Raw genomic sequence first — 12,958 nt, forward strand, 5'->3', positions numbered from 1 at the left:
TGTTAGCGGGATAAAATCAATCCGAAGGGGTATCGCAAAGGGCGTGCCAGTCACTAAAGCTATAAGAAACAAGGAGATATATTGATAACTCGCTGAGTGTTGCAAGGGGTTGCTTGGCGAGTGAGTAAGAAATTGCTGGCTGGCAAAAAGAGTGCGCTGTAACGGATTAGCCAGCCAGAGTTTCGAAAACCATTTGTGCTTGAAGGGTTGTCTAGAAGAGAGGTGACAACAGGAACACTTATACGTGTTACTGGTTGTCTGAGGGGATTTGCGGCAGTGAGCTCGAGGGCGTTACTCCGTTTCTACTCCGGCAGGTATAACGGGCTCAGAACTATTACAGCCGCTGCCATTGCCTGCGGATCCACCGGAATTTAGGTTGATGATTGGCCCTGAAATATGGACGCCAGCAGGGTCTAACTTTAAAAATCCAGCTCCCGTTTTTACCGTTAATTCTGTACCTGCCTCAATGACTATATTGTCTCCTGCTTGATGATGAATTTCGTCACCTGTTTCCAATAGATATTTACGCGAAGAGACGTTAAGTGAACCGTCGATGCGAAGGCTTAAATCTCCTTCGAATAGCGTTCTGCTTTCACCATTGACGGTCAGATGGTCATCGCTTTTCACATGCTGAAATCGTTCATTTTCAACATCCAGATGAAGGTCATGCTTGATGTGGTCTTTGCGGTCGTTTTGCACCAGAAGGTTCATGTCCTTTTGGGCATGGACATAGATTTCTTCTTTTGTTGCTTGGTCTTCGAACCTTAGCTCGTTGAACCCCTTTCCTTGGTGGGTTTCTGTTCTCAATACCGTGCGGGTTTTGTGCTCAGGCAACGGATAAGGCGGGGTGTTGGTGGCATGATAGGTGCGACCCGTGATGATGGGTTGGTCAGGGTCGCCTTCCAAGAAAGACACAATCACTTCATGACCGATACGCGGAATGGCCATCATGCCGTATTGGCTGCCTGCCCAGCCTTGAGAAATACGTACCCAACAGCTTGAGGCATCATCGCTGTTGCCATAGCGGTCCCACGGGAACTGCACTTTAACGCGCCCGTGTTCATCACAATAGATTTCTTCGCTCTCTGGCCCTGTGACGGTGGCGATTTGTGGCCCTTGGACACACGGTTTAGGTTGCGGAGTAGGTCGCCACGGTCGGTGGTTGGGAATGACAGAGAAGGTATTGTGGAAGGAGGTCATGCCCTCGCCGCCATGCTCTTCCAAGGCTTGTGGTTGCGTGCCTTCAAAGGTGGTACTGACCACCGTCCACTTGCGGTTGTTGTCGGGATTCGGGTGTTCAATCAGTGCAAACACGTGCCCAGGATACAGGCTCGGGACATTGCTGGTGGCATTGGCCGTGATTGCATTGCTACGAAGGTGTTCAAGGCGGTATTGGGTAAAGGGTTTGCCAGTAGTGTCAGATTTATAGCGACCGGGGTAATCAAAGTGCTCATAGGCACCCCGTTGGTAGGCCATCTCGGTTCCAGAGGCGTCTTGCAATAACCCATAAGCCGGTTTTTTGAAACTGTAGTCTTTGAGCTGCACCGAAGAGGGACGTACTTGCGTGATATCTTGCCAGTTCTTGATAAAGGGCTGGCGATGAAAACCCCCTGACGTAGCGTTGTATTCCAAGGGCTCACCGAGGGTTGGTAAGGCCTGCATTTCATCGGTAAAGAGCACCGTGTGGCCGTTTTCATTGTGAAAGAAGGCATAGAGCAAACCCTCTTCAGCCGCGATGCGCTCGATAAACGCCAAGTCTGATTCGCGGTATTGCACACAGTATTCTCTTGGCTCAGGCGTGCCTGAAAGCGAAAAGGCGTAATCATCAATACCCATTTCTTGCAGCAAAATACTGATGATGTCCGGCACAGTCTGTTGTTGGAAGATACGGCTGTTTTGACGTAATGATAGTCGTGAAAGGGCAGGCACCATGTCTAGTGCATAATGAGTATGATGGGCACCGGTATCACCAACCGTAAACGCGCGCACCACACCGTGAAAGCGTTGCTCAATCTCACCGTCTTGCCATATCGACAGGCATACATTGCAATCGACCGTGTCCATGGCTGAGAGCGTTTCAACCCTACTGGCAAGCGACACCCGAAATTCAAAAGGTGCTGAGAGTGACGCATGGCCACTGAACCCTGTCACTGCAAAGGTATCGTCGGCTAATCCCTCAACTGTGAGCGTAAACTGAAGTCCGCTGTTGTTCGCCATTTCGTTTTTGCATCCACTGCTTAACCCTGAAGAAGAGAGCGTTTAGCAAATGAGATGCCACAAAAGGTACTTATATAATTCAGTTGATTACAGTGATTATTTTGACAGTTAGGCAATGAATAGTATCCAAGTCAGCAAAAGTTCGCTTGGTTCGCAACCTGGCTTCCATCGATTTTTTGCGGGTTTTTTCATCTTACCCGCTGGATGCTAGCAGGTTAGTTCTTGCAAATGCGGCGTCGTTGAGCGCTTTTATTAAATGGGCACGATTGATGGGTTTGGTGAGGTAGTCATTCATCCCTGCTCCCAACGCTTTGTCCGTGTCTTCCTGATTGGCATGAGCGGAAAGACCAATGATGTAGGAGGGGAACAAGCCGTGGCTGCTTTCAAACTCTCGAATCAAACGTGTGAGTTCGTAACCATCAATATCGGGCATGGAGACGTCAGTGAGAAGGATGTCAAAAGGCGAATGACGGTAAAGTGCTAACGCTTGTTCGCCATTGGTGACGAAGGTCGTCTCATGATTTATTTCTTTTAGATACTGATATAGGACTTCTCGGTTGTAGTCGACGTCATCTACCACGACGACTTTTAAACCATCAAGTTCCGCTGATATCGGTGGTATAACGCCAGACGATGTCGCGTCGTGTTCTTTTAAATCTACACCCATCACTATGCGTAATGCTCCCAGCAGTTGGAGCATACGAAGCGGTTTTGCTATCAGGTGCCAACTGTCATCGTCGACAGGCACTTTCTGGATTTGCCTCAGATCAGGCAATACCCCAACACTAGGGCAATTCGTAAGGGCGTTGAACGTATTATATTGCGAGAACAGAACGACAGCTGCGTCATAGGGTGTACGCTCAATAAGCTGCTCTTGTGTCGTCAGGAAGTCGACGTTTGCGCCCCAGAATTCGAAGTATTTTGTCAATATTGAACGGTGCATAGGATCAGCATTGACGATGCCAATGTGCTTACCCTGAAGCGCATTGCTAGTATCTTCGGTATTGCCTGTCACCTCGAAACTGACGGAGAAAGCAAAAGTACTGCCTTGACGCTCTTTTGATGCAATCACTAGCTCACTGTTGTGAAGTTTTAGCAATCTCTTCGTGATAGACAGGCCAAGCCCAGTTCCCTCATAACGGCGTGAGGAGGAATTATCTGCTTGCTCAAACGCATTGGTAATTTCGGACACTTTATCTTCAGGGATACCAATGCCTGTATCTTCAATGGCGATGGTGAGGGTAATGTCGTTCTCCGTTTGGGTTTCTGGCGTCACGATGACTTTGATATAGCCATGTTCGGTGAACTTAACGGCGTTCCCCAGAAGGTTGTTTAAGATTTGGCGAAGACGGAAGGTATCACCTAAAAGTTGAGTAGGTAGGTCCGGTGGTAAATCCATTACGACCAGTAAATCTTTTTTCAACGCTTCGAAGGCGACGAGGTTCATCGATTCTTCAATCAAATCCCTCAAACTAAAGGGCTCGTTGGACAAGGTTACCTTGTTTGCTTCTAGCTTCGAAAAGTCGAGAATATCGTTAATAAGTGCCAATAAATTTAGGGATGAAGAGTTGATGATATCGACATATTCCTGTTGCTCGTCGCTCAGCTCTGTCTCTTTGAGAATGTCAGACATGCCAATGATGCCATTCATTGGTGTGCGGATCTCATGGCTCATGTTGGCGAGAAATTCAGACTTGGCTTTTGTCGCAGACTCCGCTTTAGCCAGTGCCGTTTTGAGCTGAACTTCATATTCGTGATTTCCACTGACGTCTCGAACGATAACGGCAAAGTTTTCCGCTTCATTTTTCGTAGACAAGATGGGAGATATCGAGACTTCAAGCCAAAGCGTGGTGTTTTCATCTTTCAGATATTCGATTTTAAATTGCTTGGTTTCTGACAGACGAAACGCATCACTCAACAGCTTGTTTTCTTCAGTGTCATGGTCATCTCTTAGTAATACATCACGGACGAAAGCATTTTTAAACGTGGTTTCATGCCTTTCAAAGAGAACAGTAATCGCATGATTGGTGCGCAAGATCCGCCCTTCCCCGTCGGTGACCATATATCCTTCATGAGATTGCTCAACAAGCTCAGCGAGCATTTTGTTTTGGGCTGCAAGCTGCTTGTAACGGTTCTTTTCGTAGGATAGCTCTTGATAGGAGTGAAAGAGTGCAACGGACATGTCATTGAAGGCTTGTGCAACCTGAGCGACTTCATCCTTGCCCTTGACAGGAATGGTCTCGCCAGGACCATTTTTTTGAATGGAAACGGCCCCTTTTTGTAGCGCAGCGAGTTGTCGGGTTAACAATGTGCCAAAGACAAAGGAGAACAGAGCAACCAAGAAGATCTCTAGTGCCGCGAGCGATATACCGTATTTTTTGGTTTGCTCAACCAGTTGGCTGAACGCTGTGACATCTAGCCCAACTTCAATCTGACCTATACGCCAATCGTCAATGGTGACACTGGTTTGAATATCGTAAATACCATCAACTGCTTGAGAGGGCGTCTGATTGTAATCAGGTTGGGCACTTTTACCCTTGATGTTACTTGCTTGGGCAAGCGTTTGGTTTTGGTCGTTTTTAATTCGAATATAGGCAATGTCGCCTTCTCGCACAGCTTCTTCAGCGAAGGCCCGCAAGTTAGCAAGGTCGGTGGAAATGATGGCGTCACGAGTCGCAATGGCGAAGGTGTTGGAGAGGTACTCGCCATTGTCGATAATCTGCTGTTCGTTAGAATCTTTAATCCAAGACAAGCCTGAAGCAACCAAAATCGCCAGCAAAATCAGCTCAATAAAAGCTATGCCTAGGATTGTCTTCAGGCGAAACGACATCTGAATAACTCGCTTACTAAGGTTTGATAACCGAAATGTTGAGGGCTCTTACATCATTCCAATCGCTGTTTGATGCGGCTTGGAACCCTTTTATGTTGAGCGCTTTCAATGTTTTCTTGCCGTCATCACTTTCTGAGAGTTCGACGAATGCTTTTTGAAGGCGAATACGCTTGTCTTCGGAAACGGAAGGGTGAGTAGCCAGCGCATGTGTGTATAGCCCTCAGTCGTATGAAGGACACGAAGTTTGTCTTTGGTGTCTGTCGGGGCTGCACCCAAAGTGCGCACGATACCACCACCAGCTGAGAACAGCCCATCAGATACGCTAAGGTAAGATGAATCATGGGATCCTACGTAGTGAGGGGTGAACTCCACGCCACTGTTTTTCAGCGTTGCTTGCGTCAAGAGTGTCGCTGCGAACGCGGCAGGTGCAGGGAAAGCAAGATTTTTTCCATTAAGATCGCTAAGTTCTGCGATCTCAGACTCTTTGCTTACAACCAATATTCCTTTGATTTTTTTATTCTTAGCATGAGCGACGGCTTGATAGCCTGGCGATTGATTGAATACGGTGAAATGGTAGGGATTCATATACGCAATGTCGTACATCCCCTTTGCGAGTCGGCGTTCAAACTCGGGAATATTGGGAGCCGTGGCGAAACGAATCTCTATACCTGTCATTTCCGTGATCTTCTTCATCACGGGCGTCCAGTCTCGAATGAGCTTAGCGGACGACTGTTGAGGTACAACACCGAAGACAAGCGGCTTGTGGTTGGTGGCCATGACGTTTGCAGAGAATAGTGAAAAAACAAACGCAACAATACTTACCAACGATAAGAGCGAAAATGGTGTTTTTCTGTTCTGGCTTCCTGCGCTTGTCATCTCAAATCTCCCTTTAAGTTTCAATGTACTAACTATAGTACAGGGTCCTACTACCGTAGCCTTTCCTCGACAATAGTCGAATGACAGAAGCCCAATTTGTCGTACTGACTGCATTTTCACCAATAACCCATTTAACGCTTGCATTTGTGGCATCGAAAGCGACGTTGAGGGGATGAAAGCGAACACATGTCGGCGGCAGATTTGTTGAACACGGTTGTTTGGGTATATCGCTGTATTTTATATGTAGCTGGGGTACCATGCAGGTTGGTTGGATATAAGCGACGAAGTTTGATAATGATGTCGTAAATCGTCACAGATTCAATGGAAAAGGAAATTCATGTCATCCGATAAACTCAGTACTTTGCTGGTCAATGCCGGCAGAAAAAGCAAATACTGCCATGGCGGTGTTAACAGTGTCATTCAGCGAGCCTCTTCACTGGTATTTGAATCCGTCGAGCAAAAGAAATTTGCGACCAAACATCGCGGCGAACGCGAACTGTTTTATGGACGCAGAGGCACATTAACGCACTTTTCGTTTCAAGACGCGATGACAGAGTTGGAAGGCGGCGCAGGGTGTGTGTTGTATCCTTGTGGTGCGGCAGCCATCGCCAACGCTATCCTTTCTTTCGTCAAAACAGGTGACAATGTTCTGATGACAGGTGGTGCCTATGAGCCAACGCAAGCGTTCTGTAACACCATATTGAAAGACATGGGCATATCGACCACCTACTATGACCTAATGGTAGGTGCGGACATTGCCAAGCTCGTGACACCTGAAACCTCGGTTGTTTTCCTCGAAGCCCCAAGTTCGATCACAATGGAAGTCCCAGATATTCCGGGGATTGTGAAAGCTATTCGAAACGTGAGTCCTGACGTGATTATTATGATCGATAACACGTGGGCGGCGGGCGTGCTGTTCAAAGCATTGGAGCACGATATCGATATTTCGATTCAGGCTGGCACCAAATATATCGTGGGTCACTCAGACGCCATGATTGGAACCGCCGTGGCGAATGCGCGAACGTGGGAAAGACTGAGAGAACGTTCTTATCTGATGGGACAAATGGTCGATGCCGATACTGCGTATATGGCGGCACGTGGACTTCGCACAATGGGTATTCGCCTAAAACAGCATCATGAAAATGGCTTGGCAATTGCGCAGTGGCTCAGTGAGCGTCCGGAAGTGGCGCATGTGAATCACCCAGCATTGCCGGATGCAAAAGGCCATGAGAACTATCTGCGCGATTTCTCGGGAAGCTGTGGCCTTTTCTCCTTCATACTGAAAGATAAACTGACTCAAGAGCAAATTGCGCACTACCTCGATAACTTCAGCCACTTCAGCATGGCGTACTCGTGGGGTGGTTACGAGTCATTGATTTTGGCGAATCAGCCAGAAGAGTTGAATGCTATCCGTCCGGTTGGTCCTGTCGACTTTGAAGGGACATTGGTGCGTGTGCACATTGGATTGGAAGATGTCGACGATCTGATTGACGATCTCGAGGCAGGTTTTGCGCGACTGAAATAAACAAAAACGGCCCCAGTAGAGGGCCGTTTTCTTGATCGCTAAATCAGTTCTTCTTATTCAAAAGCGTTTTCAGAGTGTCAGCCAGATCAGCGGCACTTTCGTGTGCATTGGTATGTACCAAGTATTTACCGTTCACAAGAAACGCCGGAACAGAAGTGATACCAGACTCAACAGTGATCTGGTCTGCACGCTCTATGTCCGCAAACATTTTGTCTTTCTGTGCTTCGTCCAAATCATAAGGCTGGTGAGTCCGTACTTCGCAAATACGCCTGACAAAATCTCTTTGTTGTCTTCAACAGATTCTGTTTGCTGTTCTTGAACATACTTGAACAGGTCTCGTACCAACGCTTCCGGTGGATTGCCATTGGTTTGAGACACTGCTGAATAGTAGATGAATGCAGCAAAGGTTGAGCTCTCATTGAACGTCACGTGAGATTTACCCACTTTTTCACCCACGGCTTGTTCAATTGCAGGAATAGCGTCTTCCATTGCACGGCATGCGCCACAAGAGAGACTGAAAATTTCGTTGATCGCAGGCACATTCGCAACGGTCACAGGGTTTTCCAGTGTAGTGTACTTCGGCGTTTCTTTCGGCTCTTCGCTGCAAGCAGTCAGCGCGAAAGCTGCAATCAAAGGCAGCAAAAGGTGTTTGATCTTCATATGGTGTGTTCGCTCTGTAACGCACAACAACGGATTGTACGTAAAATTCTTTGGTTTCGGATTATAACGACAACTTGCCTTTGGCAAAGCAAAAACAATGTAAAAAAGCCGGTCAACAATGTGACCGGCAAACTAAAGCGCAAGGCTCTTGTGTCTCCCTTACGGGAGGGTATGGTTAATCAATAATAATTTTGCTCTGGAGTACCATCGCGTCGATCACTGAGCTACTGATCTGCTCCGTCGTCATGCCACTGGTGTCGACGTTATAAGCACTTGCCATGTCTTCAACGCTCATGTTGTCGAACACGACTTGTTGGTCAACGTTACCGTCTCCATCAGAGGAAATGTTGAGCATGGCGTGTCCTTCGCCGTCATCGACAATGGAGAGGAAGCTTTCGAGCGTGTCGGTTCCTTCATTGTGCAGCAGATCTGACAGGTTGAGCGCGTCGTGCTGGGCATCAAAGTCAGCAATATGGTCGACCGCTGGGTCATTTGCACTTCCCTGATCGCCGCGCAAGAAGGCAAAGGTATCCGAACCTGCGCCACCTGCCAGCGTGTCATTGCCTTGACCACCGATGATCAGATCATCGCCCAGTCCACCATCAATGATGTCGTTACCCAAGCCACCTTGAATGATGTCATGCCCTTGTCCTGCAAGAAGAACATCCGCGGTGGATGTGCCTTGCATGCTATCTGCACCGTCTGTACCCCATCCGGTTACGTCATCCAGCGCGATGACATCACTCAGCCCTTCGCTAGCGAAGGAAGAGCCGAGGCCACTGACAGGGTTCTGTAACGCTTGCTCGGAGCCGCCAATCACGACGTTCACTTGAGTCTGTGTCACGCCATCACTGGCTGTCAGCGTAATGGTGTCTTGAATGACATCGTTATTGTCGAGAATTGGCGTTGAACGTGGGTCGAGCGTGTACGTCCAGTTACCATCAACAAGCTGGAACGAGCCGTAACTGCCCGATTGAGTGGTATTTTCAAACACAGGTTGATTATTTGAACCCGCATCGTTATCGACCAGTGACAATGAACCTCGTGCCTGTAGTGACGACGTGTCGGCATAGTTCGCGGCAATATCGTCATAGTTCAGGCTACCATCGCGGATCAGAGAGCCTGGTACCCAACTGAGCTGTGTACCGGCTGTGATTTCAGGTCCAGACAACTGAATAATAAAGTTGCCTTGCTCGTTGGTGTCTCTGTCATGACGACCATCGCTGTCGAGGTCGATATCTGCCACACCGAAGCGATAGACGTTGCTTGGCTGTCACGGTAATCCGTGGTGTAGTCAAAGTTGACGTTACGCATGGTGCCGTTCACCTCAACTTGTTGCGTTGAATCGTCAGAAACTTCGTTGTAACGATCATCGCCATGGAACACGCTGTCACCGTCATAGATACGAACGGTTTCTGCTGATTTGTGGAAATTGAACGTTGTCGGCTCTTGGTTCAGATACATCAAGTTACCTGAAGGGAAAGAGAAGCCGTCGTTTAACCAGAAGATGTTACCGATGTCCACGTAGTCCGTCGTGGCATGCTCCGGTGCAACGATCGTGGCGGCATTGGTGCCGACGACAAACGGATTATCGTTGGTGCCCGATACCGTGATGTTGATGTTCTGGGTTGTGCCATCAGATGCTGTTAGCGTGAACACTTCCTGAACATGGTCTGTGTTGGTCAGAACATCCGATTTTTCTGGGTCGAGGGTGTAGGTCCAGACGCCATCTTGCAGTTCTAAAGAACCGTAAGTGCCGTTCATGCTTGTGTCTGCAAAGGTTGGGGCATCAGCGTCATCCACATCAGTGATGGAGATGTTACCGCTGACGGTGACCACTTCATCGGAATTCGCTTCAGTGACGGCACCCGTGAATACGCCTGTCACAACTGGCGCATCGTCAGTCCCTTCCAGTGCAATAACGATTTCATGGCGGCCACCTTCAGAGTCAGTGATGACAATGGTCTCGAGAGTTTCATCATCAATCTGTGCTTTCTTGTCTTCATCGAAGGTGTATGTCCAGTTGCCGTTTGTGAGCACAAGTGTGCCGTACTCACCTTGCACCGTGGTGTTAGGCAGTGTTGGGTTATCGGCAGCGTCCACATCAGACACGGAGATGGAGCCGCTAGCCGTGACTGGCTGTGTTGATTGCTGACTGGCCGACACAGTGAAGGTGACATCGTTGTAGTCTCTGTCACCGCCGCCTAGGATATCCTCCCAGCGAGAAGAGCTACCGGAGTTCTGCTCGTAATCAAAGCCACTGCCGTTTTTCGACGACTCTGACACGAACGCAGTGCTTGACGCTCCACCTTGTGTCGCGGTCACGCCATTGCCCGTGAACGTTAAGTTCACCGTGCCGTTGTTAAAACCTTGGCTGTCACCATCTGGGATCATGAACAAACCAACTTTCTCACCACCAGCGGTGTTGATGTTGATGCTTGTTCCATTGGTGCTGTGAGCGTTGTCGAACAGGATAGCTGCACGTACAACATTGCCGCTGCCATCCAAGACGTAGTAGCCCACGCTGTTGGAGTAAGCGGCACTGGTTTGAACATTGCTGATGTTCAAGTACATGCTGTCGCCATCGCTGACATCCCATGTTCCATTGCTGTCTCGGCTGAGCGTTGAGGTAATGGTATTGGAAGTGAAATTGCTGATGGTGCTAGAGGTGTCACCTGACAGCACTGCTGCATCGTCCGAGCCGGTAATGTTGATGACGATTTCTTGCTCTGTACCATCAGACGCAGTGACGGTGAAGGTATCTGTCACGCGTTGATCGGCATTGAGTGAATCCGCTTTGCTATTGTCGAGTGTATATGTCCACTCTCCATCGACCATAGAGAAGCTGCCGTAATCACCGGTTTGATTGGTGTTTGTAAAGGTAGAGGTGCTGTCATCATCAGAGATCGACAAGGTACCGCTGGTGGTAATGACATCGCCAGCGTCACCTTCAGTCACACTGCCGGACGTGGTGCCGGAGATAACGGCGTCATCATCCGTTCCCGTAATTGTGATGCTGATGACCTGCTCTGTGCCATCACTCGCGGTCACAGTAATTTCATCGACAACGACTTCAGCTTCAGCCAATGATTGCACCGAATCCGAATCTACGGTGTATGTCCATGCGCCATTCGCGGCAATCGACAGCGACCCGTAACTGCCACCAATATCTCCGGTAGTAAAGGTCGGTGTTTGGTTGCTGTCAGGATCAGTGATGGTCAATGTACCGACGCACTTTGCGCACCAGAGTCTTCCGTGATGGCTCCCGTTGTATCGCCAGCCACCACAGGACGATCGTCGGTGCCTGTCACGTTGATGACAATTTCTTGCTGGGTGCCATCAGACGCTGTCAGTGTGATAGTGTCTTGCGCCGTCTGATCTGCGCCAAGGCTTGTGGTTTTGTCTTCATCGAGGGTATAGATCCACGTACCATCTGTAAGTACTAAGGTACCGTATGTGCCTTCGATAGTGGTGTTGGCAAATGACGGTGAATCATCAGTATCAACATCTGAAATGTCGATTGTTCCAGAGACAGTGATGCTGTCTGGCGTGCCGATTTCCAATTTGACCGTGGCGGCATTGCATCGGCATCAACAAGGTAGTAGCTACCGTCAGCAGTTTGAACAATCACGGGTGGCGTGTTGTCGTTTTCAATACCGGTAATCGTACCTTGATGCACAAGCGAACCGTCGCTAGCGATGGTGTAAAGGTCGACACCGGCTGTTTCATTCGGCGTGACAAACACAGGAACACCATCAATGTAGCCTGCAGTGGACATGTATGCGCCTGCACCAGTGTGGGTATCGGTCAGTGTCAGAGAACCATCGGAAGCCACTTCGAACACTGAGGTTTCACCACTGCTGCTGCTTGATACGATGGCATAGGTCGTTCCGTCTTCGTTCTGATAGAAGTTAACCGCACTGCCACCGCCCTCGGTAACAGATTCAGTGTCAACCTGGGTCAAACTGCCGTTTGTGCTGTCGACAGAGTAAATGCTGACACCACCGTTACCGCTGGCCACTACAAACGCATTGCCATCGACAGAGATAATGTCGATACCAGACACGCCATCAATGGAAGCGATGGAGGTGCCAGTTTCTTGCAAGCTGCCGGTGGATGGGTCGAATGTCAGAATATCGATTGTGTCATTTTGTGGGCGGCTCACGTAAACGACTTCTGTTCCGTTTTCGGCTTCGAACACCACGCTTTCACGCACGATACCGCCGCGTGTGCCTGACTGTGAATTACCGAATTCGGAGAGACCGCCATTTAGGGTTAGCCCGCCTTCAGCAGAGATGTTCCACGTTGTGATAGAACCGCTGTTCTGAGACGTGAGGAACAGGATTTCCTGGCCATCAATACTTTGGACATTCGATTGATGCAAGCCGTTGCCCAAAGCTCCGGGTGAGATCCCTTCGCTCTGCAGAAGCGATGTGATGTCGCCGAGCGTGCTGCTGACAACCGTTCCTGCATCGTGATCATAGGTTAGGCGATCTGTTTCCGTGAGGGTGCCGTCATTCTCGACACGAGAAATGATGGTGACGCCGTCATAACTGAACTGAGTGGAAATGACGTACGGAACTCCGTCTATGGTTGTTGTGGTCGTTGTCCATCCGCCATTACTGTCTGAGGTGACAGCATCTCCAGCCCCCGAAATTGAGTTTCCACCTTCAACGTTGATGCTGAAGCCGCCCGCATCAACACTGCCTGTTGTGGTGCCCGTAACGACGGCGGCGTTATCTGTACCTGTAACCGTGACTTCAATATCGTGAGTCGAGCCATCGGATGCAGTTAAGGTAAAGGTTTCGGTTTCTGTCTGACCATCAGGCAAGGGTTGTGCTTTGTCTGGA

At 49.1% G+C, this 12,958-nt stretch carries 9 protein-coding genes and 1 pseudogene; 1 reads left to right on the top strand and 9 read right to left on the bottom strand.

Translation table 11 applies throughout. The features are described 5' to 3' along the window. Nucleotides 1–291 precede the first annotated feature (291 nt). From ATN88_RS00010 to ATN88_RS00020, 3 genes and pseudogenes are all read right to left on the bottom strand, one after another. Entirely contained in the window at nt 292–2,217 is a 1,926-nt protein-coding gene (locus ATN88_RS00010) for a type VI secretion system Vgr family protein (RefSeq protein ID WP_083539371.1), read from the bottom strand. Nucleotides 2,218–2,410: 193 nt separating this feature from the next. After that, a complete protein-coding gene (locus tag ATN88_RS00015) occupies nt 2,411–5,047 on the bottom strand; it encodes a response regulator (protein ID WP_067409673.1) in 2,637 nt (878 codons plus the stop codon). A gap of 16 nt (nt 5,048–5,063) precedes the next feature. After that, a pseudogene (locus ATN88_RS00020) lies at nt 5,064–5,824 on the bottom strand (phosphate/phosphite/phosphonate ABC transporter substrate-binding protein). A 436-nt stretch (nt 5,825–6,260) separates the two neighbouring features. Here ATN88_RS00020 and metC point away from each other — a divergent pair. After that, on the top strand, nt 6,261–7,448 hold the full coding sequence (metC, locus tag ATN88_RS00025) for a cystathionine beta-lyase (RefSeq protein ID WP_067409676.1): 1,188 nt from the start codon (nt 6,261–6,263) through the stop codon (nt 7,446–7,448). Nucleotides 7,449–7,491: 43 nt separating this feature from the next. Here metC and ATN88_RS26305 read toward each other — a convergent pair whose 3' ends face one another. The 6 genes from ATN88_RS26305 to ATN88_RS00050 form a co-directional block, all read right to left on the bottom strand. Beyond that, a complete protein-coding gene (locus ATN88_RS26305) occupies nt 7,492–7,656 on the bottom strand; it encodes a thioredoxin domain-containing protein (RefSeq protein WP_232312629.1) in 165 nt (54 codons plus the stop codon). Further along, nucleotides 7,641–8,108, bottom strand: coding sequence for a thioredoxin domain-containing protein (locus ATN88_RS00030; RefSeq protein WP_232312630.1), 468 nt, complete (start codon nt 8,106–8,108; stop codon nt 7,641–7,643). The genes ATN88_RS26305 and ATN88_RS00030 overlap by 16 nt, the downstream gene beginning before the upstream one ends. A gap of 175 nt (nt 8,109–8,283) precedes the next feature. After that, nucleotides 8,284–9,279, bottom strand: coding sequence for a calcium-binding protein (locus ATN88_RS00035; protein WP_067409678.1), 996 nt, complete (start codon nt 9,277–9,279; stop codon nt 8,284–8,286). Further along, on the bottom strand, nt 9,222–11,330 hold the full coding sequence (locus tag ATN88_RS26310; RefSeq protein ID WP_067409680.1) for a VCBS domain-containing protein: 2,109 nt from the start codon (nt 11,328–11,330) through the stop codon (nt 9,222–9,224). The genes ATN88_RS00035 and ATN88_RS26310 overlap by 58 nt, the downstream gene beginning before the upstream one ends. After that, a complete protein-coding gene (locus ATN88_RS26315; RefSeq protein WP_232312632.1) occupies nt 11,327–11,665 on the bottom strand; it encodes a VCBS domain-containing protein in 339 nt (112 codons plus the stop codon). The genes ATN88_RS26310 and ATN88_RS26315 overlap by 4 nt, the downstream gene beginning before the upstream one ends. Continuing rightward, nucleotides 11,551–12,958 (bottom strand): beta-propeller fold lactonase family protein (locus tag ATN88_RS00050; protein ID WP_157490623.1); only part of this gene is annotated, 1,408 nt, incomplete at its 5' end. The genes ATN88_RS00050 and ATN88_RS26315, both read right to left, overlap by 115 nt.

This window comes from Enterovibrio coralii, from assembly GCF_001559595.1.
Classification (GTDB): Bacteria; Pseudomonadota; Gammaproteobacteria; order Enterobacterales; family Vibrionaceae; genus Enterovibrio; species Enterovibrio coralii.